A 22,750-nucleotide genomic window follows, 5' to 3' on the forward strand; every position below is an offset into this window, starting at 1 on the left:
ATGCGTGTGGGCATTCTTGGTGGTGGACAGCTCGGCTGGATGACCATCCTTGAGGGTAGGAAGTTAGGATTTGAGTTTTTTGTCCTTGACCCAGACCCTAAGTCCCCTGCAAGCAAAATAGCGGATAGGTGGTTTCCACCAGATAGGGTAGAAGAGTTTATAAAAACTTGTGATGTTATTACCTATGAGTTTGAACATATACACCAAGAGGTTTTAGAAAAGGTTTATGACCTTACCACACCATCCCTAAACGTGCTTGAGACAAAAAGGAGTAGGATAAGAGAAAAAGAGTTTTACAGAAGAAGAGGCTACCCTACCGCAGAGTTTACCACCGCAAGTTGGAAAGACCTAAGGGAGAAGATAGAAGACTTTGGACTTCCCTGTATGGTAAAGTCAGAAAGTTTAGGATACGATGGAAAGGGACAGTATAGAGTTTACTACTTAGAGGATGTGGAGGATATTCTAAAAAATCATACTGAAGGAGAGAAGTTCCTAATAGAGCGGTTAGTGGATTTTAGCTTTGAGTTTTCTCTCATAGGTGTAAGAGACCAAAAGGGCAACAGCAAACTCTATCCTCTCACTGTAAACCACCACGAAGGTGGGGTTTTACTATATAACCAAACGAGGAGCTTTTCCATAAAGGAGGCGGAGGAGATAGTTTTGTCTCTAATGGAAGATTTAAACCTTGTAGGTCTTTTGGCGGTTGAGTTTTTCTACACTTGGGATGGTAAGGTCCTCATAAACGAGTTTGCACCCAGACCTCACAACACAGGGCATTACAGCCTTGATGCCTGCTATACTTCTCAGTTTGAAAACTTGCTAAGGGCTATATGTGGTCTTCCGCTGGGCTCAACAAGGCTTAAACTGCCTTCAGGCATGGTTAACATCTTAGGGCTCTCCTTGGAGGATATAGACCTGTCAAGCCTTCTCTCCCTTGAGGGAGCAAAGCTCTACTGGTATGGAAAGGATAAAAAGCCAAAAAGAAAGATGGGACACATAAACATAATTGCAAGCACAGAGCAAGAGCTTGAGGAAAGGATTGAGAAGATAGTTAACCTTCTTTATTCCCATGAGCCTTCTTAAGGAATTTCTCAGTCAGGTGGGTGAGGGTTATTTGCTTATTGACAAGGAAGGAAGGGTGGTTTTTGGCAACGATTTTCTATTGAAAAGAAGGCTTTTAAGAGAAAACTTTGAAGGTAAACCCTACTATGAGTGTGTCAACAACCTTACAGTGGTGAGCTGTCTTGCGGAAGCCCTCTCAGAGAAAAAGGATAAGGTTTGCAACTTTGACCATGAGGAGAGGGAGTATACTCTATACGCCTTTACGAGAAGTGATCTCACCGTGGTTCGTTTTTCTGATATAACGGACCTAAAAAGGTATGAAAGGTCAAGAAGGGAGTTTGTTGCCAACGTGTCTCATGAACTGAAAACACCCATAGCGGTGCTTAAAAGCCTTTTGGAGACTCTATACGAAGAGGAGGACAGGGAGGAGAAAAGAGTATTTTTGGAAAAAGCCCTCAAACGTATTGAGGACATGAGAAGGCTTGTAGAAGACCTTCTTATACTTACCAAGTTGGAGTCTGGTGAGGAAAGAATAAAGAGGGAGGATGTGGACCTTAGGCTCTTAGTTGAGGAGGTCTTTGACCTTCTTGAGCCTCAGGCAAAGGAAAGGGAGGTGAGTCTTGTAAACTCTGTGGAGCAGGGCTTTAAGGTCAGAGGCGACTGGGATAAGCTCTTCCTGCTTTTCAAAAACCTCGTGGACAACGGCATAAAATACAACAAAAGGGATGGCAAGGTAGAGGTCAGGGCAAGGAGGTCTGGCTCTCAGGTTCAAATAGAGGTGGAGGACACGGGAATAGGCATACCCAAGGAGCATCTGCCTTTTATCTTTGAGAGGTTCTACAGGGTAGACCCCTCCAGGTCAAGGAACTTGGGCGGGACTGGTCTTGGTCTTTCTATCGTAAAGCATATAGCCCTCTCTCACGGTGGGAGGATAGAGGTGGAAAGCAGGGAGGGCATGGGTAGCACCTTTACCGTATACCTTCCCTTAGAGTAGGTGCCCCAGCTTTGTTTTCTTTGTCTCCAGATATCTCTGATTATGCTCGCAGGCTGGGAGTTTGAGAGGAACCCTTTCTACCACCTCAAGCCCATAGCCTTCAAGGGCTACTATCTTTCTGGGATTGTTGGTCAAAAGCCTCATCTTTCTTACACCCAGGTCAAGGAGTATTTGCACACCTATGCCGTAATCTCTGAGGTCTGCGGGGTATCCCACCTTCTCATTGGCTTCTACTGTATCATATCCCATATCCTGAAGGTGGTATGCCTTTATCTTGTTGACTATGCCTATGCCTCTACCCTCATGACCCATTATGTATACAAGCACTCCCTTGCCTTCTTGAGCTATTATTTCCATTGCGGTTTCAAGCTGTCCCCTACAGTCACACCTAAGAGACTTAAAAACATCCCCAGTAAGACATTCAGAGTGAACCCTTACCAGAACAGGTTCTTCCTCCTTCCACTCACCCATAGTAAGGGCTACTTGCTCCTCACCGGTAAGTATGTGTCTGTATGCATGTATCTTGAAAAAGCCATACCTTGTGGGTAGGTTTGCGGTAGCTTCGCGCACCACCAGCCTTTCCCTCTTTAGCCTGTATCTTATAAGGTCCGCTATGGTTATTATCTTTAGGTCAAACCTTTTGGCAAACTCCATAAGGTCTGGCAGTCTTGCCATCGTGCCATCCTCTTTCATTATCTCACAGATAACACCCGCAGGATAAAGACCTGCAAGCCTTGCAAGGTCTACGCTTGCCTCTGTATGCCCTGCTCTTTCCAAAACACCCCCTGGCTTTGCCTTAAGAGGAAACACATGCCCCGGTCTTATAAAGTCCGATGGTTTTGCATCTGGACTTACCGCAAGCCTTATGGTCATAGCCCTGTCGAAGGCAGAGATGCCTGTGGTAGTGCCATACTTAGGGTGAGCATCTATAGATACACAAAAATAAGTGCCCTTTGGGTCTGTGTTTCTTACCGCCATTGGATATAGGTCAAGCTCATCACACCTTTGAGGTGTTAGTGTCAAGCATATAAGTCCTCTTGCATACTTTGCCATAAAGTTTATGGCTTCTGGTGTTACCTTCTCTGCGGCCATAACAAGGTCGCCTTCATTTTCCCTATCTGGGTCATCCACCACTATAACCATCTTCCCCTGAGCTATGTCCTCAAGGGCTTCTTCTATGGTGTTGAACTTAAAATCCATGCAAAACCTCCTTTAGGAGTTATTGGTGGAAGTGTCTTCCTTTTTTAAGACCTTTTTTATTCTTTCCCAAGCTTCGTCTATTATGCTTTTCCTATAGGATTGTTGTAGAGGAACCTCCTCCTTCTCAATAGCACCCTTTTTTAGCTCTTCTCCATACTGCCCTCTAAGTCTCTCCGCTAAGGGACTTCCATAGTGAACCCATACGTGATCTATCAAGAGAAAAGCCAAAATTATCCCTACAATCCATCTCACCATGGCTCTTTAATAAAATAGTCTTTCACATGGAGAATATCAAGTGGGCTATCAGGCGTCTTAGGGTATATTGGCATCTTATACTTCTTAGCCTTTTAGGCTCAGTCCTCGAAGCCACCGGAACCGCAGGTGTAAGTCTTCTAATAAAATCCCTCGTGGATGAGGTCTTTCTGCTAAGGGAAGGTGAACAGATAGTAAAAATAGTCATATCCCTAATGGGTCTGGTGTTTCTTTCTCAGTTGGGGAACTTTACAGTTAGGCTCTTTTCTTCTCTATACACAGAGCTTGAGATGAAAAAGTTAAGAGCTGAAGCTTTTGGAAGGCTTATGAGGGCGGATTACTCCGCCTTTATGGGTATCTCCGCAGGAGAGTTTGCCTCAAGGGTCATATCAGACATGAACCTCTACAGAAATCTAATAGGCTCTTACGCAATAAAGCTCATAAGAGAGCCTATAACGGTGCTTTTTCTCTTTGGAGTGCTTCTATACAGAGACTGGGTTCTTACCCTGAGCCTTCTTATTCTCCTTCCCCTTCTTGCCTTTGCGGTTAGATATTTTGGCACAAAAAGAGGCAAACACATAAAGAAGGCTCAAGAGGGATATGCCAATATCACAGACAGGCTTTTTAGCTCCTTCTTGGGTTTTGATAGCATAAGGAGCTTTAAGGCTCAGTCCATGTTTGAGAGTCTTTTCCAAAAGCTTAATAGCCTTCTCTTTAGGTCCAGCTTCAAGTCGGAGCTATACTTTGCCATGAACTCGGTTTTTAACTACACCTTTGGCTACTTTGTGGTTGCTATGGTGATACTCTACGGTGGATATAGAATTGTGGAAGGTAGCTTAACCCCTGGGGATTTCATATCCTACATTACCGCCCTGGTCTTCTTACAAAACCCTCTTATGGAGGCTCAAAAGGGTGTGATGGAGGTGAGGTCTTCCCTTCCAGTGATACAGAGAATTAGAGAAGTCCTTAACCTGAAGGAGGAAGAGGAAGGAAGTCTCCCTCTTAGGAGCTTAAGGCAAGGCATACGGGTAGAAGGGCTCAAGGTAAAACTTGGAAATGTGGAGCTTTTAAAAGACATAAACCTTTCTATTCATAAAGGCGAGAAGATAGGCATAATGGGAGATACGGGCTCTGGAAAAAGCACCTTCTTGCGTGTTTTGGCAGGTTTTGTGCCATACGAGGGAAGTGTAAAAGTAGACGAGCTTGAGTTAAAGCATATAAGCAAAGAGGAGCTAAGAGAGCTCTTTCTGTTTCTTTCTCAAGACAGCTTTGTTTTTCCCGGCACGGTTAGAGAAAACCTCCTTATTGCAGAAGACAGGGACGAGGCAGAGCTTTGGGAAGCCCTTAGGCTTGCGGGTTGTGATTTTGTAGAGGACCTTGACCAACAGGTAAGTCCAAAGAGCCTATCAGGCGGGGAAAGGCAAAGGCTCGCTCTTGCAAGGCTTTTCTTGAGGTCTCCAGAGGTTCTTTTGCTTGACGAAGTCACCTCCGCCCTTGATGCCAAGAAGGAAGAAGAGGTTCTAAACAACCTGTTTGAGAGGTTCAAGGACAAGACCATGGTGCTCGTTGCACACCGATTTTCCAACATACTAAGGTGCGATAAGGTTTTTGTTTTCAAAGAGGGTAGGGTAGTATTTCAAGGTGAGCCAAAAACCGCCATAGAGTTTTTCCTTCAAAGCCCATAAACCGCTATACCATACTTGTCTGCGAGTTTTATGAGCTTTTCTTTTTCCAAGAGGTATACCTTTCCAGCCTCTACAAAAAGCGTATCTCCTTTTATCTTCTTTATCGCCTCAATGGTTTTTGGACCTACAGTAGGCACATCTATGCGAAAGTCTTGACTTCTTCTTGCCACCTTTATAACCCTACAGCCCTTTCCCGCAAGCTCACCAGCCCTTTCTATGGCCTTTTGAGTGCCCTCCATAGCCTCCACGCTCACCACCGCCTTATCCTTTACCACGATAGTTTGTCCCACGTCAAGGTCTGCTATTTGCCTTGCTATAGGAAAGCCCCAAAGACCGTCTTCTATGGCTTCCTTAGAGGGCTCTTTTGAAGATATCTTACCTGCAGGTGCAAGAAGTTCTTCAAGGTAAGGCTTTGGGTCTGGAAACTCAAAACCAAGAGCCTCAAGCTCCTCCATGAGCGTTTTTATAAGGGTCTGAGGCTTTTTATCCTTGGCTTTCCTTAGTATCCTTATGGCAAGCTCATCAAGGGTCAAAAGGTGAGAAAATATGAGACTATGCTCAAACTTTCCTAACATTACTATATCTTTTATCCCTTTTCTCTCAAGAGTTTTGAGTAGCCTTTCTATCTTGCCTAAAGGAAAGTATTCGTCCGCTTGCAGGTCCGTTATACCCTTAACCCCCGCAACAAAGACCTCAACACCCTTTTCCCTTGCACTTTTTAGAAAAACTTTTGGTAGTTCTCCAGAGCCAGCTATCAGACACAGCCTCATAGAGGATGCTTGCCTACAAGCTTTAAAAACTCCTCTCTTGTCCTTATATCGCTAAGGAATAAGCCTCTAAGGGCAGACGTAACGGTAAGATGCCCCGGAGACATTACACCCCTCATGGACATGCAAAGATGCTCCATCTCAAGCACCACCGCCACACCCTTTGGCTTTAGCTGTTCCATGAGGAAGTCCGCTATCTGGTTTGTAAGCCTTTCCTGCACCTGAGGTCTTAGGGCAAAGGCACGCACGGTTCTGACCAACTTGGAAAGACCGCATACTATGCCGTCGGGTATGTAGGCTATATGGGCCTTGCCGAAAAAGGGGAGGAGATGATGCTCACACAGGGAGTATATGTTTATATCCTTCACAAGCACCATCTCGTTGTATGAACCAAACTCCTCAAAGAGCTTAAAGTCAAAGCTCCGCTGCCTTTCAAACTCTTCCCACATGCGGGCAACCCTATCGGGCGTTTCTCTTAGACCCTCTCTGTCTGGGTCTTCTCCTATACCCTCAAGGAAGAGCCTTATAGCCTGCTTGATTTTTTCCTTGTCTATAGCCATAGGCATTAATTATAAAACCTCACGGCTTTAGCCTTTATGATATTTGACTATGGAGGAGCTAAAAAGACATCAAAGCATATTGATTAGTAGTATAAGACGCATAGCCTGGGTTTTTGACGCCTTTATCATTTTCACACTTTCAGTAGTGGGCTTATTTCTCATAGTGTGGATAGTCTACGAGTTTTACTTGGTGCTTTCGGGACAACTACCTCTTGAAAGAGGAGGTCTCAGTATTCTTGGCTCTGTTCTCATCCTCTATGCCATATCTGAGCTTTTGTCTGAGGAAATAAAGCACATAAGAGGAGGAGCGGTAAGCATAAGAGCTTTTGTGGGCGTTGCCTTAGCAGCGATTATAAGGAAGGTTCTTATCATCTCTCTTTCGCCAGAAAAGGTTCAGGAGCTTATAACCCTCGCTTTGGTTTTGGTAGCCTTGGGTCTCGTCTTCTGGCTTATTCATAAGGTGGAGAGCTCTTCATGAGAATAGTCATATAACCTCCCCTTGAAAAAGACCACCATAAGGCTATCATATTCTTAAGAAATTCTTACAGGAGGTAGTGTTATGCAAAAGGTAGCTTTTAATTTCTTTGCTACAGACAAGGCGGTTCAGGAGGTGTTGAGGATAGCCCAAGAGAACAACATCACTGAACCCATACTCAGGATAAGAGTGGTCCCCGGAGGATGCTCCGGTTTTCAGTATGCCATGGGCTTTGATGACACAATTGAAGAAGGAGACAATGTATTTGAGTTTGGTGGGCTTAGGATAGCAATAGACCAGTTTTCTATGCCATATGTAAACAACGCAGAGCTTGACTATGTAATGGACTTTATGGGTGGTGGATTCACCATAAGGAATCCTAATGTAACTGGTTCCTGCGGTTGCGGTAGCTCCTTCTCCTGCGGATGATATTATGTGCCCCCTTCGGGGGCCTTTATTATCTTTACCCTTACGTATTCAGGCTCAATCCTTTCAACGGTTACCAAGAATCTTGGCAGGTTTTTCGCCTCTACTTTTAGAATGTATTCGCCTTCTTTCATACCTTTCACGTTTACCCCTACACCTACCCCTTCCAGCATTTCCTCAGGAACAAACCTTTCCATCACTTTGAGCCTTATCCTTGCTCTTTTCCTTTCCAGTTTGTATTCATAGCCCTGCTCTTTGTTATATACTTCAATATTCCTTTCCACGCTCATAGGAACCCTTTCTCCAAGGTTTACAAAAAACCACAAAGTTGTACCCATCAGGAGAGAAAGGAGCTTGTATTGCCAATCTTTAAGCAGAAAAACCTCAAGCCTTCTCAATTCTCAGCTCCTTTAAAAGTAGTTCCTTTAGCATTTCTGTGTCAAGGTTTCTATGAAGTTTTCCTCCCACTGCGAGAGATATCTCCCCAGTTTCTTCAGAGACTACCACACACAGGGCATCTGTTTCTTCAGCAATACCTAAAGCCGCTCTATGCCTTGTCCCGTATTTCTTGGGAAGTTCCGCGGACTTTGAGAGTGGAAGTATACAAGAGGCGTATACAACTCTATCCCCTCTCACCACCACCGCGCCATCATGCAAAGGTGATATGGGGTTGAATATGGTAATTAGCAGTTCAACGGATACAAGGCTGTCTATAAGCACGCATCCTTCTACCACACCTTCCACGCTTTGCCCTCTTTCAATAACTATAAGAGCTCCTATTTGCCTGTCTGATAGAAAGGAGCATGCTCTCACCACCCTGTCAACAACCCTTTCCTCCACAGGCTTTATGACCGATATGCCTGTCCTCTGACCCAGCCTGCTGAGGGTCTTTCTTATCTCTGGTTGAAATATGACTACCAGCGAGAAAAGCCCCACTGTCCAGAGCTTTTCAAATACCCAGGAGAGAGTCCTAAGGTTCAGAAGCTCCGCAAGAAGCCAAAAGCCTGCAAGCACCACTATTCCTCTAAAGATCTGAAGACCCTTGGTTATGCGAAGAAAATGTAGAATGCCATATATAAAGGTAGAAACTGCCAGTATGTCAAGTAGGTCCCTCCATGAAAGTAGGTCAACCAGCTCCCAGCTAAAATTCGCCATAGGTTCTTACCGTGTCGAGAAGTGCAAGAAACTCTCTGGTTTCCTTCACATCGTGGACTCTCACTATGTTTGCTCCCTTCATAACCGCAGGAGCAATAGCTCCCAAGCTGCCATATAGCCTCTCTGTAGGCTCTGTTTTTTTCCTAAGTAATCCTTCCAACACAATGCCTATAAAGGACTTTCTTGAAGCACCTACCAAAAGGGGCAAACCAAATATCTTTAACTCATCAAACCTCTTAAGTATTTCCACGTTATGCTCGGGCAGTTTTCCAAAGCCTATGCCCGGGTCAAGTATCACTTGTCCCTCGTATTGAGTTTCTCTCAATATTCTTAGCCTTTCCTCAAACCAAAGGATTATCTCCTCTACCACATCCTCGTAAATAGGAGGTTCTTCCTTCCATGTTTCGGGCTTGCCCTTTATGTGCGTAAGCACATAGGGACAGCCATAGCGGGCAATTACTTTAAACATATCCTCATCAAAGGTTCCACCGCTTATGTCGTTTATCATATCCGCCCCTTCTTCAAGGCAGGCTTCTGCCACCCTTGCCTTGTAGGTGTCTACGGAAATCCAAACCTTTGGAAGCTCCCTTCGGACCTCTCTAAGAACTGGTAGGATTCTTCTTAGCTCTTCCTCTGCATCTATCCTCTTGGAGCCAGGTCTTGTGGACTCTGCACCTATATCTATTATATCCGCACCCTCCTCAGCCATCTGCACAGCCCTTTTTATGGCATTGGAAGGTTCTAAATACAGACCACCATCGGAGAAGGAGTCTGGTGTTATGTTAAGAACACCCATAATGGCGGTTTTTATACCCAGAGGCAGTATTTTCTGGTTGTATTGGAGCTTAAAGGACCTTTTCCTGTAGCTTTGGAGCTTTTGGAGTATTTCAATCGCAAGCCTCTTGTCTTCCTTCACGAGAAGAGAGCAGAAATCTCTCAGCTGAGCTTCTGAACCGCAGAGGGCTACAGTACTGTCACCATAAAAGGCATGCAGGCAAGACCTTTTTGCCAGAGGGACAATAATCTCCGCCTTTACTCCCTTCAGATATAGCACATGGAAAACTCCTTCAAAGCCTCTGTCGTAGGCTTCTCTGAAAAACACGCCCATTTTCTCCTTCAGAAACCTATAGAAGGCTTCCCGACTTTCAAAGTGCTTGACCAGCATACACAATAGGATACATTATTTAAGCATGGTTCTAAAGCTAAAAATAAGAAGGCAGGAAGACTCAGGGAAATCCTACTACCAAACCTTTGAGATACCCTACCAGGAGGGTATGACTCTTCTTATGGCACTCCAGAGGATAAAGGAGGAGCTTGACCCGAGCCTTTGCTTTAGGCATTTCTGCAGGGCGGGTATATGTGGCACCTGCACCATAATGGTCAATGGTTTTCCAAAACTCGCTTGCAAGGAGCAAGCATTACCCTACGCCCTTTTTGGGCAGGAGGTTCTTATAGAACCCGTAAGGAACTTTAGGGTCATAAGGGACTTGGTGATAGACAACGAAAGGGTGATAGAGAAGATAAAAAGCCTAAGGCTCTGGATAAGGGAACAGAGCAAAGACCCAAGGATAGAGCCAGAGCTTAGCAGGAAGATAGAGAACTCAGCGGACTGCATCCTTTGCCTTGCCTGCCAGTCCTACTGTCCTCAGGTTTTGGAGGAGAACTACGCAGGACCCCTTTTCTTTGCCAAGCTCTTTAGGTTCTACGAAGACCCAAGAGAGGAGCAAAAGGAGCTAAGGGCGAAGCAGGCGGTAAGGGAGGGAAACCTCTACCACTGCCTTTCCTGCAACAAGTGTAATCTGGTCTGTCCTAAGGAGGTGGAGCCTGCCACCCTCATAAGGGAGTTGATGCAGAGGATGGATGTGGCTTCTTAGCCTTTTGCTCCTATTCTCTTTTGCCTTTTCCAGTCCAGAAGAGCTTATAGAATCAGAAGTCTACAAGCGTTTTGGCAATAGTGTAAAGGTTCAAAGTGTCAGGCTTTTTGCACCTAAAAACTTGGAGGTTGAAAGAGTTGAGCTAGATATGGAATACGGCAGGAGCAGGGCGGTTGCTTATCTCTATTCTGGCAAGGAGAGGTATCAAGCTATTGTAAATGCTTTGTGGAAGGCAAAGGTCTTTATAGCCCTTGAGGACATACCAAAGGGAAGTCCCATCAGACCTGAGCAGTTTAAGGTAGAAGAAAGGTTTATGAAAACCATTCCATCAGACCTAAGGCTAAGCTCAGAAGACTTTGAAAAATACATAGCGTCAACGCGTATAGCGAGAGGAACTATTCTAAGAAGGTCTCTTCTCAAAGAGGTACCTATTGTGAAAAGTGGTGATTTAGTTGAAGCAGTATACAAAAGCGGTTCCATTGAGTTGAGCTTTCAAGCAGTGGCAGTGGATTCTGGCACAGCGGGAAAGATAATACGCATAAGGAGAGAGGATAAAATATTGAGGGGAAGGGTTCTGGCAAAGGGCAAGGTGGAAGTTCTACCATGAAGGAAGAATTTTCAGCAGGAGGTGTGCTAATAAAGGATGGAAAGGTATTGCTTATAAAGAATCCTTCTGACGTCTGGACGTTTCCAAAAGGTCTTGTGGAAAAGGGAGAAAAACCAGAGGAGGCAGCGGTCAGGGAAGTTTACGAAGAGACAGGAGTAAAGGGAAACATAGTTTCTGAGCTTGGTGAGATAAGCTACTGGTATGTGAGGGAGGGAGAAAAGATAAGGAAGAAGGTTTTTTATTATCTTATGAATTATATTCATGGAGAGCTTAAGCCCTCGTGGGAAGTAAAAGATGCAGAGTTTTTCCCGCTCAAAGAGGTGGAGAAGCTACTCAAGTATAAGGGGGATAAAGAAATATTCCGCAGGGCATTAGAGGTCATTTCTCCTCTAAATATTTCTTCATAAAAAGAGTAGACCTTATAAGAGCATCCTTTGAGGCAAGGTCATCCGCAAAGGTTCTCCTGTCAAGCCTGAAGTCAAAGCCTCTACCCACACCAGGATAAACCACTATCCATATGGGTACACCTTTAGCTCTGAGGTGTTCTACAGCTACCAGTGCTGGTCTTATTCTCTGATACTGTTCATTCTCACCTACGAGTATAAGGGTTGGTATCTTAAGGCTTTCCCATTCTGGGGCGTAGCGGTAAACTTGCTCAGGCTCTGGAGCGTTCGGGTTTTGCATGTGCGGGTAGTAAGCTACAAAGCATGCTATATCCTTTTCTTGTCTTTTAAAGGTCACGAGCAGTCTAATTGCATAGTAACCCCCTCTGGTCAGCCCGTAAGCACAGAGTTTCTTACCCTTTATGTCACCTCTGTTAAGGGCGTACACAAGGACCGCGTCAAGGTCTTCCTCAAGCACTGGGTCATGCTCTATTGGAAATTGGGGTATGAGCCTACCAGTGTAGAGGTCTGGAGCTACTACAAGGAATCCTTTGCTCGCAAGCCTCTTTGCATGTAATTTAAAGAGGTCATCAAGACCTCTTCTTCCATGTATAAAAAGAACCCCTGGATACTTCTCCCCGTCGTCAGGTCTGTATATGAAAACAGGTACTTCTACATCTTTCTTTTTGACTACTGCGGTTTCCACCCTTACCCTGTAGTTAGGCACATTTTCTATATAGCCCTCATCCCACCATTTTGAGTTCCACCACCAAGCAGACTGACCTTTCTCCATGAGCTTTTCTATAAGTCCTTTTACAAACTCATCGGTTGCAATGCCTATGCTTACCAGAGTCAAGAGAAAAAAGACTATCTTTTTCATATCAACACCTCCACCACCTTGCCAGGGTTAAAGAGGTTTTTGGGGTCAAAGAGCAGTTTTATTCCCCTAAGGAGTTCATACCCTGCTGGTCCAAACTGCCACTGGAGAAACTTCTTTTTGGTAAGCCCAACACCATGCTCTCCAGTTATAGAGCCATTGTATTTGAGAGCTATTTCAAACACCTCATCCACAGCCCTTTCTGCTCTTTCTTCCTCTTCCCTGTTTGCCTTATCATAGAGAAGGTTCACATGCAAGTTTCCATCGCCTATATGACCAAATATTACCATCATAAGGTCATACTTCCTTGCTACTTTTCTGAACTCTGGTATGGCTTCTGAGAGGTATATCCTTGGTATTACTATGTCTTCGTTTATCTTACCTGTTTTGAGATTTCCCAAGGCTGGACCAAGGCTCTTTCTGGCACTCCATAGTTTTTCTTCCTCTTCTTTGCTTTGTGCGGTTTTCACTTCAATTCCCATAGGCTCAAGAAGGTTTTTTATATCTCTTATGTCTTCTTGGACGCTCTGGGGTGAGCCATCCACCTCTATAAGTAGCAGGGCAGATACCCTTGGCAGACCCACTGGCTTGTAGTCCTCCACAGCTCTTATGGCGTCTTCATCCATAAACTCAAGGGCGGAGGGAAATATGCCTGAGGTGAAAATTTTGGTGACCGCCTTGCCCACATCCTCAAGCCTGTTAAAGAGAGCCAGCGCAGTTGCCCTCGCCTTTGGTTTTGGTATGAGCTTGAGGGTTGCGGAAGTAATAAGACCTAAGGTCCCTTCTGAGCCTACAAGGAGCTTTGTAATGTCGTAGCCTGCCACATCCTTTATAACAGGGTTGCCTGTCTTTATGGTCTGTCCCTCCTTTATGACCGCAGTAAGTCCAAGCACATACTCACGAGTGACCCCATACTTTAGACATCTTGGACCGCCTGCGTTTTCTGCAATGTTGCCCCCAATGGTGGAATACTTAAAGGAGGAGGGGTCTGGAGGATAGAAAAGTCCAAGCCTTTCCACATACTCCTGAAAGTGAGCGGTTATTACCCCAGGCTGGACTTCTGCAGTGGCATTGTCTACGTTTACTTCAAAACGGTTCATCCTTTCAAAGGAGACTACCACACCCCTTTCTGAGGTGGGCACCGCCCCCCCCGTTAGCCCAGAGCCAGCGCCTCTTGGAAATATAGGTATATCCTCCTCGTAGCAAACCTTTACCAGCTTTACCACATCTTCATGGCTTTCTGGAAAAACCACAGCGGAGGGAAGAGCCCTTTCAAGGGGTATGGGTGTAGCATCGTAAGAATATAGTTTCCTTTCAGGGAGGGAAGTGTTCACCTTTTGCTTTCCCAAAACCTCTACAAGTTTGTCAAGGGGCTTCTTTCTCAGCATTCCTAACATGGCATAAAATATAAACCCAGCCTATATTTATAACAATGCCTCTTGTCAGTATGCTTTGGGGAAGCCAGGAGGGACATAGCTTTTATCCTCAGAAAATATTCTGGCTTTTGGAAAACCCTCATCCACACTGGGTAGAGACGGTGAAGGACAACCTAAAACTTGACTTCAGAGAGAGTGGCTTTAGGCAGTTTGTCTCCCTGTCCTCTAAACACCTTATTACCGATGCCATGCTCATGTTTGGGCTTGAGTATGCCCTTGAAAGAGAGCGTCTCATAGAGAGCTTAAATCCCATAAGGCTTACCGTTAGGGTAAAGCCTGGTAGTTTTTTGGGTATAAGCCACCATTTCCTTGGAGCACCCTTTGAGATAGAAAACGACGAAGTGCTTAGGGAGTTTCTTTACACTTCAAGAAGACTGCTTGAGGAAGGTGGCTTTGGGTTAAGTGTGGTGGTAATATCTTACAGTCCCTTTGTGGAGGATATAATTTTAGAAAACTTGGAGAAGATACGCGGTCTTAACTACAGGTTTCATGGAGCAAGGCTATGATGGATAAAGGCTATAGGGGTATTTTTAGCAAGATGGGAGAGGGTCTATTGGAGAAGTTTATAGAGGACTTAAAAAAGGAGATAGAACAAAAACCACAAGACCCAGAGCTTCTTTTCAAGCTGGGAGTTGCCTACACGAGAGCTGGAAAGGTTTCACAGGCAAGGGAGGTCTACAAAAGGCTAAAGGAAATAGACCCACAAAAAGCCAGCGAGCTTCTTGACATCATATACGAAGTGTAGGCTCACTTGGTGGGTTTATATATCACCGTTAGGGTCCTTGCACCCACAAGAAGGGCTATACCAAGGGTCCAGAGGACCACATCAGTCCCCTTAAGATTCCCAGCGAAGATATATATCATAAGCTCTCTTATCATAAAGGCTATTGCTATTTCTATGAGAATTTCAATTCTAACCCTTTCGTGTTCAAAGTAGTCCACGAAAGCCCTCACCAGTTCAAGGAGTATAACTATAGACAGCACGTTGGTGACCAACTCCTTTATGCTAAGCCTCACCGTTTCCTCGGTGAACACAAAACCAAGCTCCATAATGGTCCTTCCCAAGCCCACAAAGAGCGAGAAGAGAAGTATCACTATGGCTATGTTGAAGACTATTCCAGTAAAAAACTTGTAGATCCTTAATATGTTCTCTTGCAGGTTCATATCCTTTTGAACTCTGGAGGTAGCTCCCTTGGTGGCACGCCCGTATACTCGGTCTCCGTTTCTTCATCAAGCCTTTTGGAGAAGGGCTTTTCTGTGGTTAGCTCTTCGTAAACGTGTGCCACAAGCCCTGGCACCCTTCCTATTATGAAAAAGCCCTTTCCAAGCCTCCAATCAAAGCCCATCTCCGAGGCAACTGCAGCAATACCTCCGTCCACATTAAGAACCAGCTTTTTACCCTTTTGCCTGCCAATTTCCTCCTGGACTGCCTCTGCAAACTCACAGTGCTTGCCATAAAAGCCAAGCTCTTTGGCTATATCCATAAGCCTCTTTGTCCTTGGGTCAAAGTCCTTGTAGTATCTGTGTCCGTAGCCGGGTATGGGTCTTTTTGTCTCAAGATACTCCCTTACTATATCCTCCACACTCTTTTGACTTGCCACGCCCTCTTGGATAAACTTCATGGCATCCTCAAGAGCACCACCATGAGCAGAGCCAAAGGCAAGCACGCCTGCCGCAACACCCACATTGAGTGAGTTTCCACCAGAAGCGACCGCCCTTGCGGATATGACAGAGGGTGGTGCTATGCCGTGGTCTATAACAGAGACAAATATGGCTTCCATCATCTTGGACTCTTTTTCGCTGGGAAGCTCACCTTTGAGAATGAGGTATATAGCCTGAGCAAAGCTCAAGTTTCCCACGAGGTCCAAAAGCCTATAGCCCCTTATGTAGGTCTCATGACCCACATGCTGTGTTATGGCGGTTCTCCACTTTTTCTCCATCTTATCCACCTCCAAGTAGTTCCTTGTTTATGCGTATTTTAGTGTTCTTTTTCAGATATTCCACATACTGGTTTAGCATAGCTTGAGATTTAAGACTAAGTATGTCTTTGAAGGCTTCTTCTTTCTCTTCTGGCTTTAATTCCCTTTTGCTCCTCTTTTCCACAAGCACTACGCCGTAGCCCTGTCTGAGGGGGTATGGACCAAAGACCCTATCCTGGGAAAGCACTATACGGGCTATATCCTTTTGGTCTATGTTAGCCACTGCATTAAGCTGAAGAGCTGGCGTATCGGAGAAGTTGAGGAATCTCACCTCTGGCTTTTTCCCCTCCTTCAAGAGCCTGGCAACTTCCTGTGCCTTTTGCTCTACCAAAGATAGAGACTTTTCCTCTACGAGTTTTTCCTTTACCTTTTCCTTTACCTTTTCAAAGTCCTCATAACCTGCAGGGATAACCTGCTTGAGATACAGAACCAAATAATCCTCACCCTCCTTTGTAATACTTACTCTCTCCTGAGGTGTGAGCCTTTGAGCTTCTTTCTCAAGAAGACCACTCATCTTCTGAAAGTCTTCTGGCAGTTTGTATTCTTGATAGCCTTCTGCTTCTTTTCCAGCCTTTAGATTGTTATAAATAGAAAGTGCCTTCTCCTTGTTCTTTTCTCTCCACACCCAGACTACTTTTCCTTCTGGTCTTTTGAAAAGCTCTTTGTTCTTCTGGTAATACTCCAATAGCTCTTGTTCTGTAGGCTTGTATTTTTGGGATACATCCGCAGAGGTTATAAGGTAGAGACTACCGCTCAGAAGAGTGCTGTCCGCAAGAAGGTTTATTTCCAATTCCTTCTCCGTAAGGTAGACGCCGTTGGTTAGAAAGCTAAGGAGTTTTTGAATGCTAAGCAGTTTTCTTATGTATTCTTCATATTCCTTTGGCGTCATACCTATCCTTGAGAGCACCTCTCTGTATTTGGAAGAGCTAAAAAGCCCACCCTCTTGAAAGGAGGGGTCAGACTTTATAACCTCAACCACCTCTTCATCACTTGCGATAAAAGATAGGCTCTTTGCCCTTTGATAAAGTAGCTCTTGGGCTATAAGGTTAGAGAGAACCTGCTCCCTTACCAGCTCCTCCATCCGTGGGTTTTTCAAAAGTTCAGAAAACCTCAAAAGCTCCCTTCTGTAGTCCTTAAGGGTTATACACCCTGAGCCTACCTCCACTACACACCTTTTAGAAGGAGAGGTTATATCTCTAACACTTCCTGCGAAGAAGAGCCATAGGAAAAAGCCACCAGTAGCCAAAGCTATGATGGCTACAGTTATACTTTTGTATCTGTGAAGAATGGAATACATCGGGAAAAATTTTAGCATATATTATTCTGAATTCCTTTTTCAGGAGGGCTAACATGCTGAGTAGAGAAGAGCTTGAAATTCTTAAGGAGAAACTTCTTGAGGAGAAGGCAAAGCTGTTAGAGCGTTACAGAAAAAAGGAGGACACACAGGCGAGGATTGAAGAGGAGGTTAAAGAGCCAAGGGACTTGGAAGACATAGGCCAGATGACCTATACTCAGGAACTTCTTGATACTCTCTCCGCAAGGGAATTTTTCATAATCAAAGAGATTGACCATGCCCTCAGCAAGATGCAGGCAGGAACCTACGGTATATGCGAATACTGTAGCGAAGAGATACCCTTTGAAAGGCTAATGGCAATACCTTGGACAAGATACCACGCCCACTGTGCGGAAAAGGCAGAAGAGGAAGGCATATTGCCCACATACCCAGCCCTAACCTTTGAGGCAACCATACCCGAAGAGGTAGAAATCCAAAGGGAAGACATAACAGAGGCATGAACTTTGAGTTTTACCTCCCCGTTGAGATAATCTTTGGTGTGGGTTCTGTAAACAAGGTTGGAGAAGTTGGTAAACGCTTTGGCTACAGAGTCCTTATAGTCACTGGAAGGAAAAGCACAAAGGAAAATGGCTCTCTTCAAAGGGTGATTGAATCCCTTAGAAGAAATGGTGCGGAAGAGGTTTTCCTATTTGACGAGATTGAGCCAAACCCCACAGACAAGAGCGTAAACAAGGCAAGTGAGCTTGTGGTAAGGGAAAAGATAGACTACATTGTGGGTCTTGGTGGAGGTAGCAGTCTTGACAGTGCAAAAGCCATATCCATAGTTTCTTCCAATGAAGGCTACGCCTGGGACTATGTGAACTATCCTGAAGGTCCAAGGCTCATACCCTTCTTGAATAGACCTGTGATATGCATTCCAACCACTGCAGGCACGGGAAGCGAGGTAAACAGGTATGCGGTTCTTTCAAACCCCATAAGAAAGGAAAAGCTGGTTATATCTCACTCCTTAAACTACCCAAGGGTAGCCATAATAGACCCATCCTTGACTGTAAGTATGAACGCAAGGCTTACCGCCATAACAGGCATAGACGCCCTTATGCATGCCCTTGAATCCCTTACCAACAAACTTTCCAATACCCTCGCAGAAGAGTTTGCCATAAGAGCCATAAGCCTCATAAAGCAGTGGCTACCTATTGCCATAGAAGAGCCAGAAAATCTTCAGGCAAGGTCTTATATGAGTTATGCGAGCATGCTCGCAGGCATTGCCATAGACAGAAAAAGGGTAGCCCTCATACATGGCATGGAGCATCCCGTGTCCGCCCACTATCCTCAGGTAGCTCATGGAGAAGGTCTTTCCGCTTTGGCGGTTGCCATTACGGACTTTAATTACAAAGGAAATCCACAAAAATACGCCCTCTTTGCAGAGCTTATGGGTTATGAGCCAAAGCCTCACATGGCAGTAAAAGCCCTTGAGGATTTCTTAGAAAGGGTTGGCATGAGACTTAGCCTCAAAGACCTTGGCGTGGAAAAGGATAAACTTGAAAGGCTTACAGAGGATGTGTATATGCTCTCAAGAGGCTTGTTTGCCATAAACCCCGTAGAGCCTACCCTTGAGGATGTGCAAAGGCTCTATGAAAGGGCATATGAGGGATATTGAGTGTCAATATTTATGATTTAACGCATAGCCTTTTATTAAGAATTTCATTATATTGTAATACGCTTAAAAACTCTTAGGAGGTGCTAACATGTATGGAAACTATATAGTGGACGTTCCAGAGGATGCAATAGTTAACATAAACTATGTGGTGCTCAAAGAGGGTGTTACCATTGACGATGTGGCAGAAAGGGTGGCATACCTCTGCGAGCATGTAAAGACTTACCACTCAGACACTGGCTTTTACGGAGGCTTTGTGGCACTCAACACTGGCGGTGTCTCCCTTGAGGGCTCAACCGCAGGTCAGACCACAGAGCACCCACTCAAAAACAGAGAAGTGCTTATCATTACCTTCTGGAGGTCCTTGGAAGACCACGAAGAATCCCACAGAAGCGAGGGCTTTAACAAGCTCTTTAAGGAGCTAACGGAGCTCGCAGAAAGCACCCACGAAGTGGTCTATCAGATGCTTTGGCAAGGCAAAGCCTACGACCCAGAAATGGCAAAGAAGGCAAGAGAAGCAAAAGAGGCAAACTGCGTCAACTGTTAATCTTCCCAATACTCCGCCCCACAGTCTTCCTTTTCCCAAACCACAACTTTGGAGACTGTGGGGTATTTTTCTTTGACCTTCTCATAAATCCACCTTGCCATATTCTCCGCACTTGGAGAGAAATCCACAAACTCGTTCAAAAGCCTGTAGTCTGGCAATAGCTCTCTCAAGAATGCGTCAACCTCCAAGAAATCGTAGCCCATACCACCTGCATCCACCTTGTCCGCCCTTATGTGCACCTCTACCATCCATGTGTGTCCATGAATAGGCTCTGGAGCACCATGATAGTCCGTAAGGAAGTGAGCCCAGCTGAATTTTTTCTTTACTATCACATTCCAAGGCATGATTTTATTATACCTTTTATTTGTTAAGCATTTTATACATATTTTTGGCTCTATACATGCTTTTGTCCGCTTCGTGGATTAACTCTTCTATGCTTTGTCCATGTTCAGGGTAGCAAGCAAAGCCAATACTTAGAGTAACTTTTACATCTCCATACGAAACATTTACCTCACTATACAATCTATCTATTACCTCAAGTAGTTCATTACAGTTTGTTTCTGTAAGAAAAACAGCGAATTCGTCACCACCCCATCTTGCGATAATATCACAGTCTCTTAAAGTATTTGAGAGCTTTGTTGCTATTAAATTTAACACCTTATCCCCTGCGGAATGTCCGAATCTGTCATTAATTAATTTAAAATCATTCAAATCGATGAACAAAACACTGAACTTTTTATTATATCTCTTAGCTTTTCCTAGTTCTTTCTTTATATATTCTTCAAAGAAATATCTAGAGTAAACACCTGTCAGGGAGTCTATAATTGCTAACTTTTTATCAATCGCATTTCTTGTTCTTAATGTGTATAAAAGAACAGAGGTCCCAATGATAATGTAAAAAATACCTATAACATAGGGAATTTGGGTAAAGGATAAACCTATGAAGCACAGCCCTATTACTAAAGAGTATATATTTTTCGCAAGCATAGAGACTATTAAAATGAAAATTCCCAATAGAAAGGGTATTAGTGATTCAACTTCCATCCAGTTCCTCCCCCCTTATGAGCCTTTGGGCGTAGTTTACACAGGCTAGCACCATAAACCACAGGGCGTGGTTGTTGATATCTTCAAAGTTCTCCTTTACCCAGAGGGTTCCATCCTCTTTTTTTACAAGACTTATGTATTCAAAGGCTTTCATGGCAAGGGCCTTGTTGGAGACCTTCTGAAGGATTTTCTCCTTTATATCTTCAGGGAGGGGCATTTCTTCCATCTCCGACCTCCTTGCGCACAAATAAGAAAAGGGGCGTAAGCCCAAAGTAAAACCTCCACAACCTGAAATTATAAGTATATGCCAGAAGGAAACTTCTTCCAGAAGGTGCAGGTAGCTCAAAGTAGGATCCGGCATAGAATTCCTCCCTATCCTCTTTCAGAAGACATAGGAGACAGTTAGTGGGCGTCAGAACTTTGAGTGTTTGGGATTCTTTCCAGAATAAGGTAGGCTTTTTGCTGAAGGATATTAGGGTATTGCCTTGCTGAAGCTCTCTGAGAAAGTCCTCTGCGCCCTTTACCTTTCTGTCCGTTATAAGAAAGTTCCTCACCATTCTAAAGCTGTGCTGGTAGTTGGGAAATAAAAACCTTATGCCCACCTCCCTTATGTATACCTTTACATGGTGGTCAAGCCCGGCAACCACTGGGTTTTTTATATCCATATTCATATACATGAGAGCGTATCTTTTTATGTCTACAAGCCTCTTTAAAAAGTTCAAAGCCAAGTCTACGGATACTAAAGACCTTAGAAATATGTATGGCAAAAGAAAGAAAAGTAGCATTTTTCTCTCAAGCAGAGCATCCTTTAGGTCTATCAGCTCAAAAAGATAGTCCTCTGGGAGTGGAAGACGCCATTTGTATTTTTCCTTAAAGGGGTGTGCTACCACCCTTAGGTCTCCTACTTCAAGAAGATCTCCCAGTATCTTGCCCTTTTCATCAGTAATCTTTACTTCCTTACCCGCTATTATGCCCTCATCCGCAAAGTATTTTATATGGTCGTTGTCGTGGTCTGTAATTATGAGAAAGTCTATATCTTCTTCTTTCGAAGCCCTTTTTATATCTTCTGGTTTTCCAAGAGAGTCGTAGGAAAACTGTGTATGGATATGGAGCTCGAAGGAATATAGGTATAGGGGTGGTAGGTTTGGTAGGTTTGCTTTGTTAATCTTCTCAACCCTTAAAAACCTTATGGGATAAAGCTCAGCAATCAGTATATATATGGCAAAGAAAAGGATCGCCAAAAGTATGTAGGTCATCCCACCTTTGTTTTTAATCTCACTTCTTCCATAGTTTCTTTGGCTATACGCCTTGCCTTTTCCGAGCCTTCCTCAAGGATATATATAAGAAGCTCCCTGTCTTTTGCAACCTCTTCTCTTCTTTCTCTCATGGGTTTAAGAAAAGCCTCAAGACCCTCAAGCATGATTTTTTTACAGTCCACGCATCCAAGTCTACCGCTTTTGCATTCCCTTTCTATTTCTTGAGTTTTTTCTGATGGAGAGAAAATCTTATGGTAGAAAAACACAGGGCATATTTCTGGTCTTCCAGGGTCTCCTTTTCTTAGTTTTTGTGGGTCTGTGTAAAAGCTCATGACTTTCTTCTTTACCTCTTCTTCGCTGTCTGCAAAGTATATGGCATTGTTATAAGACTTGCTCATCTTCCTTCCATCTGTGCCTGGAAGTCTTGGAGTTTCTGTGAGTATAGCCTGAGGCTCTGGAAAGGTTTCTCCGTATAGGTGATTAAACCTTCTTGCTATTTCCCTTGAGAGTTCTATGTGAGGTAGCTGGTCTTCTCCTACTGGAACTGCCTGAGCCTTGTATATGAGTATGTCCACCGCCTGAAGCACTGGGTAGCCCAAAAAGCCATAGGTGTCCGTGTCGTAAAAGTCCCTCTTTGAAACATTGAGCTCCTTTAGCATTTCCTTGTCCAGATAACCCTCAAAGAGAGCAGTTATGAGGGCATCGGACAGCATATCGAGAAATAGTTCCTCAAGTGCTTCGAAGTCCTCAACTTTGTAAGGAAGTTTTGCTATAAAGGTCTTTACGTGGTCTCTAAGACCGCCTTTAAACATAAGGCTAAGGTCGGCAATTCTAAGAAGGTTATACTTAGTGTCCTTGTAAGTGGGGTTCCACTCAAGCCAGCTCTTGGGGGTTATCATGGAAAATATGAGGAAAAGCTCCGCATGTTCCTTTACCTTTGATTGTTGAAATACCACACTCTTTTTTGGGTCAATGCCTAAAGTAAGCCAGTCTATTAGCATATCCTCTATGTTTTGAGGTATCTCCTCTACCCTTTTATAGCCTGTAGTAAGGGCATGCCAGTCCGCCACCATATAAAAGGTTTCGTGCTCCTCTTGGAGTTTTACCCAGTTTTTTATCACACCAAAGTAATGCCCAAGGTGCAGTTTACCTGTAGGTCTCATACCGCTTAAAACTCTCATGGTCTAAATATTAAAACACAGTTGACGATTATAATAGTTATC

At 44.3% G+C, this 22,750-nt stretch carries 30 protein-coding genes; 13 read left to right on the forward strand and 17 right to left on the reverse strand.

The genetic code is table 11. From position 1 onward, the window contains the following. Positions 1–1,083 carry a 5-(carboxyamino)imidazole ribonucleotide synthase gene (locus G3M65_RS06355; RefSeq protein WP_173833744.1) on the forward strand — a complete coding sequence of 361 codons (1,083 nt, stop codon included), beginning with the start codon at positions 1–3 and terminating at the stop codon, positions 1,081–1,083. Then, entirely contained in the window at positions 1,070–2,056 is a 987-nt protein-coding gene (locus tag G3M65_RS06360) for a sensor histidine kinase (RefSeq protein WP_173833745.1), read from the forward strand. The genes G3M65_RS06355 and G3M65_RS06360 overlap by 14 nt, the downstream gene beginning before the upstream one ends. On the opposite strand, the gene G3M65_RS06365 is transcribed toward G3M65_RS06360, so the two are convergent. Then, positions 2,048–3,256: a bifunctional 3,4-dihydroxy-2-butanone-4-phosphate synthase/GTP cyclohydrolase II gene (locus G3M65_RS06365; protein ID WP_173833746.1), complete on the reverse strand. Its 1,209-nt coding sequence runs from the start codon at positions 3,254–3,256 to the stop codon at positions 2,048–2,050. The two genes, G3M65_RS06360 and G3M65_RS06365, sit on opposite strands and share 9 nt — an antisense overlap. 12 nt (positions 3,257–3,268) lie before the next feature. Next, the gene (locus G3M65_RS06370) at positions 3,269–3,511 is read right to left on the reverse strand and encodes a hypothetical protein (protein ID WP_173833747.1); all 243 of its coding nucleotides are present in this window, start codon (positions 3,509–3,511) and stop codon (positions 3,269–3,271) included. 26 nt (positions 3,512–3,537) lie between these two features. On the opposite strand from G3M65_RS06370, the gene G3M65_RS06375 reads away from it, so the two are divergent. After that, positions 3,538–5,193 (forward strand): ABC transporter ATP-binding protein, encoded by a 1,656-nt coding sequence (locus G3M65_RS06375; RefSeq protein ID WP_173833748.1) that lies wholly within the window; start codon positions 3,538–3,540, stop codon positions 5,191–5,193. On the opposite strand, the gene G3M65_RS06380 is transcribed toward G3M65_RS06375, so the two are convergent. Both G3M65_RS06380 and folE read right to left on the reverse strand, forming a co-directional pair. Continuing rightward, complete coding sequence (locus G3M65_RS06380; protein WP_173833749.1) at positions 5,181–5,963, reverse strand: LpxI family protein; 783 nt, start codon at positions 5,961–5,963, stop codon at positions 5,181–5,183. The two genes, G3M65_RS06375 and G3M65_RS06380, sit on opposite strands and share 13 nt — an antisense overlap. Beyond that, the gene (folE, locus tag G3M65_RS06385) at positions 5,960–6,520 is read right to left on the reverse strand and encodes a GTP cyclohydrolase I FolE (RefSeq protein ID WP_173833750.1); all 561 of its coding nucleotides are present in this window, start codon (positions 6,518–6,520) and stop codon (positions 5,960–5,962) included. The genes G3M65_RS06380 and folE overlap by 4 nt, the downstream gene beginning before the upstream one ends. A 49-nt stretch (positions 6,521–6,569) precedes the next feature. Between folE and G3M65_RS06390 the strand changes: the two genes are divergently transcribed. Both G3M65_RS06390 and G3M65_RS06395 read left to right on the forward strand, forming a co-directional pair. Next, positions 6,570–6,998: a phosphate-starvation-inducible PsiE family protein gene (locus G3M65_RS06390; protein WP_173833751.1), complete on the forward strand. Its 429-nt coding sequence runs from the start codon at positions 6,570–6,572 to the stop codon at positions 6,996–6,998. 81 nt (positions 6,999–7,079) lie between these two features. Beyond that, positions 7,080–7,424 carry a HesB/IscA family protein gene (locus G3M65_RS06395; RefSeq protein ID WP_173833752.1) on the forward strand — a complete coding sequence of 115 codons (345 nt, stop codon included), beginning with the start codon at positions 7,080–7,082 and terminating at the stop codon, positions 7,422–7,424. A 2-nt stretch (positions 7,425–7,426) separates the two neighbouring features. Here the strand turns inward: G3M65_RS06395 and G3M65_RS06400 are convergent, their stop codons facing one another. From G3M65_RS06400 to folP, 3 genes are read right to left on the reverse strand one after another with little or no spacing between them, the layout of a single operon-like run. Continuing rightward, positions 7,427–7,819 (reverse strand): YbbR-like domain-containing protein, encoded by a 393-nt coding sequence (locus G3M65_RS06400; RefSeq protein WP_254426244.1) that lies wholly within the window; start codon positions 7,817–7,819, stop codon positions 7,427–7,429. Continuing rightward, positions 7,806–8,576 (reverse strand): diadenylate cyclase CdaA, encoded by a 771-nt coding sequence (gene cdaA / locus G3M65_RS06405; RefSeq protein ID WP_173833753.1) that lies wholly within the window; start codon positions 8,574–8,576, stop codon positions 7,806–7,808. Before cdaA ends, G3M65_RS06400 begins: the two co-directional genes overlap by 14 nt. After that, the gene (gene folP / locus G3M65_RS06410; protein WP_173833754.1) at positions 8,563–9,741 is read right to left on the reverse strand and encodes a dihydropteroate synthase; all 1,179 of its coding nucleotides are present in this window, start codon (positions 9,739–9,741) and stop codon (positions 8,563–8,565) included. The genes cdaA and folP overlap by 14 nt, the downstream gene beginning before the upstream one ends. Before the next feature lie 25 nt (positions 9,742–9,766). Between folP and G3M65_RS06415 the strand changes: the two genes are divergently transcribed. Genes G3M65_RS06415 through G3M65_RS06425 form a run of 3 tightly spaced genes read left to right on the forward strand, consistent with a single transcriptional unit; the run spans position 9,767 to position 11,464 of the window. Further along, entirely contained in the window at positions 9,767–10,450 is a 684-nt protein-coding gene (locus tag G3M65_RS06415; RefSeq protein ID WP_173833755.1) for a succinate dehydrogenase/fumarate reductase iron-sulfur subunit, read from the forward strand. After that, on the forward strand, positions 10,437–11,057 hold the full coding sequence (gene flgA / locus G3M65_RS06420) for a flagellar basal body P-ring formation chaperone FlgA (RefSeq protein ID WP_173833756.1): 621 nt from the start codon (positions 10,437–10,439) through the stop codon (positions 11,055–11,057). Before G3M65_RS06415 ends, flgA begins: the two co-directional genes overlap by 14 nt. Then, positions 11,054–11,464 (forward strand): NUDIX hydrolase, encoded by a 411-nt coding sequence (locus tag G3M65_RS06425; protein ID WP_173833757.1) that lies wholly within the window; start codon positions 11,054–11,056, stop codon positions 11,462–11,464. Before flgA ends, G3M65_RS06425 begins: the two co-directional genes overlap by 4 nt. On the opposite strand, the gene G3M65_RS06430 is transcribed toward G3M65_RS06425, so the two are convergent. Continuing rightward, the gene (locus G3M65_RS06430; RefSeq protein ID WP_173833758.1) at positions 11,436–12,320 is read right to left on the reverse strand and encodes a dienelactone hydrolase family protein; all 885 of its coding nucleotides are present in this window, start codon (positions 12,318–12,320) and stop codon (positions 11,436–11,438) included. The genes G3M65_RS06425 and G3M65_RS06430 overlap by 29 nt on opposite strands. Beyond that, entirely contained in the window at positions 12,317–13,714 is a 1,398-nt protein-coding gene (locus G3M65_RS06435; RefSeq protein ID WP_173833759.1) for an FAD-binding oxidoreductase, read from the reverse strand. Before G3M65_RS06435 ends, G3M65_RS06430 begins: the two co-directional genes overlap by 4 nt. 35 nt (positions 13,715–13,749) lie before the next feature. On the opposite strand from G3M65_RS06435, the gene G3M65_RS06440 reads away from it, so the two are divergent. Beyond that, complete coding sequence (locus G3M65_RS06440) at positions 13,750–14,259, forward strand: hypothetical protein (protein WP_173833760.1); 510 nt, start codon at positions 13,750–13,752, stop codon at positions 14,257–14,259. After that, positions 14,256–14,498, forward strand: a complete 243-nt coding sequence (locus tag G3M65_RS06445) for a tetratricopeptide repeat protein (protein WP_173833761.1) — start codon at positions 14,256–14,258, stop codon at positions 14,496–14,498. The genes G3M65_RS06440 and G3M65_RS06445 overlap by 4 nt, the downstream gene beginning before the upstream one ends. 2 nt (positions 14,499–14,500) lie before the next feature. On the opposite strand, the gene G3M65_RS06450 is transcribed toward G3M65_RS06445, so the two are convergent. The 3 genes from G3M65_RS06450 to G3M65_RS06460 are packed head-to-tail and all read right to left on the reverse strand — an operon-like array spanning position 14,501 to position 17,029. Continuing rightward, positions 14,501–14,917, reverse strand: a complete 417-nt coding sequence (locus G3M65_RS06450) for a phosphate-starvation-inducible PsiE family protein (protein ID WP_173833762.1) — start codon at positions 14,915–14,917, stop codon at positions 14,501–14,503. Next, entirely contained in the window at positions 14,914–15,693 is a 780-nt protein-coding gene (locus G3M65_RS06455; protein ID WP_173833763.1) for a citryl-CoA lyase, read from the reverse strand. Before G3M65_RS06455 ends, G3M65_RS06450 begins: the two co-directional genes overlap by 4 nt. Before the next feature lies 1 nt (position 15,694). Further along, complete coding sequence (locus G3M65_RS06460) at positions 15,695–17,029, reverse strand: peptidylprolyl isomerase (protein ID WP_173833764.1); 1,335 nt, start codon at positions 17,027–17,029, stop codon at positions 15,695–15,697. Between the two features lie 53 nt (positions 17,030–17,082). On the opposite strand from G3M65_RS06460, the gene G3M65_RS06465 reads away from it, so the two are divergent. The 3 genes from G3M65_RS06465 (at position 17,083) to G3M65_RS06475 (ending at position 19,227) form a co-directional block, all read left to right on the forward strand. Continuing rightward, positions 17,083–17,526 carry a TraR/DksA family transcriptional regulator gene (locus G3M65_RS06465; RefSeq protein WP_173833765.1) on the forward strand — a complete coding sequence of 148 codons (444 nt, stop codon included), beginning with the start codon at positions 17,083–17,085 and terminating at the stop codon, positions 17,524–17,526. Beyond that, positions 17,523–18,683: an iron-containing alcohol dehydrogenase gene (locus G3M65_RS06470; RefSeq protein WP_173833766.1), complete on the forward strand. Its 1,161-nt coding sequence runs from the start codon at positions 17,523–17,525 to the stop codon at positions 18,681–18,683. The genes G3M65_RS06465 and G3M65_RS06470 overlap by 4 nt, the downstream gene beginning before the upstream one ends. Positions 18,684–18,771: 88 nt before the next feature. After that, the gene (locus G3M65_RS06475) at positions 18,772–19,227 is read left to right on the forward strand and encodes a ligand-binding protein SH3 (protein ID WP_173833767.1); all 456 of its coding nucleotides are present in this window, start codon (positions 18,772–18,774) and stop codon (positions 19,225–19,227) included. On the opposite strand, the gene G3M65_RS06480 is transcribed toward G3M65_RS06475, so the two are convergent. The 5 genes from G3M65_RS06480 to trpS are packed head-to-tail and all read right to left on the reverse strand — an operon-like array spanning position 19,224 to position 22,708. After that, positions 19,224–19,571 (reverse strand): 6-pyruvoyl trahydropterin synthase family protein, encoded by a 348-nt coding sequence (locus G3M65_RS06480; protein WP_173833768.1) that lies wholly within the window; start codon positions 19,569–19,571, stop codon positions 19,224–19,226. The two genes, G3M65_RS06475 and G3M65_RS06480, sit on opposite strands and share 4 nt — an antisense overlap. Before the next feature lie 16 nt (positions 19,572–19,587). Then, positions 19,588–20,271 (reverse strand): GGDEF domain-containing protein, encoded by a 684-nt coding sequence (locus G3M65_RS06485; RefSeq protein WP_173833769.1) that lies wholly within the window; start codon positions 20,269–20,271, stop codon positions 19,588–19,590. Next, positions 20,261–20,497 carry a hypothetical protein gene (locus G3M65_RS06490; RefSeq protein WP_173833770.1) on the reverse strand — a complete coding sequence of 79 codons (237 nt, stop codon included), beginning with the start codon at positions 20,495–20,497 and terminating at the stop codon, positions 20,261–20,263. Before G3M65_RS06490 ends, G3M65_RS06485 begins: the two co-directional genes overlap by 11 nt. Continuing rightward, positions 20,475–21,527 (reverse strand): PHP domain-containing protein, encoded by a 1,053-nt coding sequence (locus G3M65_RS06495; RefSeq protein WP_173833771.1) that lies wholly within the window; start codon positions 21,525–21,527, stop codon positions 20,475–20,477. Before G3M65_RS06495 ends, G3M65_RS06490 begins: the two co-directional genes overlap by 23 nt. Beyond that, positions 21,524–22,708 carry a tryptophan--tRNA ligase gene (trpS, locus tag G3M65_RS06500; RefSeq protein ID WP_173833772.1) on the reverse strand — a complete coding sequence of 395 codons (1,185 nt, stop codon included), beginning with the start codon at positions 22,706–22,708 and terminating at the stop codon, positions 21,524–21,526. Before trpS ends, G3M65_RS06495 begins: the two co-directional genes overlap by 4 nt. Positions 22,709–22,750: the final 42 nt, after the last annotated feature.

This window comes from Hydrogenobacter sp. T-8 (assembly GCF_011006175.1).
In the GTDB taxonomy this organism is placed as follows: domain Bacteria; phylum Aquificota; class Aquificia; order Aquificales; family Aquificaceae; genus Pampinifervens; species Pampinifervens florentissimum.

Bases quoted from the DNA above. Each gene is read 5' to 3' on its own strand.
- G3M65_RS06355 (WP_173833744.1), top strand. From the start codon at position 1: ATGCGTGTGGGCATTCTTGGTGGTGGACAGCTCGGCTGGATGACCATC.
- G3M65_RS06360 (WP_173833745.1), top strand. From the start codon at position 1,070: ATGAGCCTTCTTAAGGAATTTCTCAGTCAGGTGGGTGAGGGTTATTTG.
- G3M65_RS06365 (WP_173833746.1), bottom strand. From the start codon at position 3,256: ATGGATTTTAAGTTCAACACCATAGAAGAAGCCCTTGAGGACATAGCT.
- G3M65_RS06370 (WP_173833747.1), bottom strand. From the start codon at position 3,511: ATGGTGAGATGGATTGTAGGGATAATTTTGGCTTTTCTCTTGATAGAT.
- G3M65_RS06375 (WP_173833748.1), top strand. From the start codon at position 3,538: ATGGAGAATATCAAGTGGGCTATCAGGCGTCTTAGGGTATATTGGCAT.
- G3M65_RS06380 (WP_173833749.1), bottom strand. From the start codon at position 5,963: ATGAGGCTGTGTCTGATAGCTGGCTCTGGAGAACTACCAAAAGTTTTT.
- folE (WP_173833750.1), bottom strand. From the start codon at position 6,520: ATGGCTATAGACAAGGAAAAAATCAAGCAGGCTATAAGGCTCTTCCTT.
- G3M65_RS06390 (WP_173833751.1), top strand. From the start codon at position 6,570: ATGGAGGAGCTAAAAAGACATCAAAGCATATTGATTAGTAGTATAAGA.
- G3M65_RS06395 (WP_173833752.1), top strand. From the start codon at position 7,080: ATGCAAAAGGTAGCTTTTAATTTCTTTGCTACAGACAAGGCGGTTCAG.
- cdaA (WP_173833753.1), bottom strand. From the start codon at position 8,576: ATGGCGAATTTTAGCTGGGAGCTGGTTGACCTACTTTCATGGAGGGAC.
- folP (WP_173833754.1), bottom strand. From the start codon at position 9,741: ATGCTGGTCAAGCACTTTGAAAGTCGGGAAGCCTTCTATAGGTTTCTG.
- G3M65_RS06415 (WP_173833755.1), top strand. From the start codon at position 9,767: ATGGTTCTAAAGCTAAAAATAAGAAGGCAGGAAGACTCAGGGAAATCC.
- flgA (WP_173833756.1), top strand. From the start codon at position 10,437: ATGTGGCTTCTTAGCCTTTTGCTCCTATTCTCTTTTGCCTTTTCCAGT.
- G3M65_RS06425 (WP_173833757.1), top strand. From the start codon at position 11,054: ATGAAGGAAGAATTTTCAGCAGGAGGTGTGCTAATAAAGGATGGAAAG.
- G3M65_RS06430 (WP_173833758.1), bottom strand. From the start codon at position 12,320: ATGAAAAAGATAGTCTTTTTTCTCTTGACTCTGGTAAGCATAGGCATT.
- G3M65_RS06435 (WP_173833759.1), bottom strand. From the start codon at position 13,714: ATGTTAGGAATGCTGAGAAAGAAGCCCCTTGACAAACTTGTAGAGGTT.
- G3M65_RS06440 (WP_173833760.1), top strand. From the start codon at position 13,750: ATGCCTCTTGTCAGTATGCTTTGGGGAAGCCAGGAGGGACATAGCTTT.
- G3M65_RS06445 (WP_173833761.1), top strand. From the start codon at position 14,256: ATGATGGATAAAGGCTATAGGGGTATTTTTAGCAAGATGGGAGAGGGT.
- G3M65_RS06450 (WP_173833762.1), bottom strand. From the start codon at position 14,917: ATGAACCTGCAAGAGAACATATTAAGGATCTACAAGTTTTTTACTGGA.
- G3M65_RS06455 (WP_173833763.1), bottom strand. From the start codon at position 15,693: ATGGAGAAAAAGTGGAGAACCGCCATAACACAGCATGTGGGTCATGAG.
- G3M65_RS06460 (WP_173833764.1), bottom strand. From the start codon at position 17,029: ATGTATTCCATTCTTCACAGATACAAAAGTATAACTGTAGCCATCATA.
- G3M65_RS06465 (WP_173833765.1), top strand. From the start codon at position 17,083: ATGCTGAGTAGAGAAGAGCTTGAAATTCTTAAGGAGAAACTTCTTGAG.
- G3M65_RS06470 (WP_173833766.1), top strand. From the start codon at position 17,523: ATGAACTTTGAGTTTTACCTCCCCGTTGAGATAATCTTTGGTGTGGGT.
- G3M65_RS06475 (WP_173833767.1), top strand. From the start codon at position 18,772: ATGTATGGAAACTATATAGTGGACGTTCCAGAGGATGCAATAGTTAAC.
- G3M65_RS06480 (WP_173833768.1), bottom strand. From the start codon at position 19,571: ATGCCTTGGAATGTGATAGTAAAGAAAAAATTCAGCTGGGCTCACTTC.
- G3M65_RS06485 (WP_173833769.1), bottom strand. From the start codon at position 20,271: ATGGAAGTTGAATCACTAATACCCTTTCTATTGGGAATTTTCATTTTA.
- G3M65_RS06490 (WP_173833770.1), bottom strand. From the start codon at position 20,497: ATGGAAGAAATGCCCCTCCCTGAAGATATAAAGGAGAAAATCCTTCAG.
- G3M65_RS06495 (WP_173833771.1), bottom strand. From the start codon at position 21,527: ATGACCTACATACTTTTGGCGATCCTTTTCTTTGCCATATATATACTG.
- trpS (WP_173833772.1), bottom strand. From the start codon at position 22,708: ATGAGAGTTTTAAGCGGTATGAGACCTACAGGTAAACTGCACCTTGGG.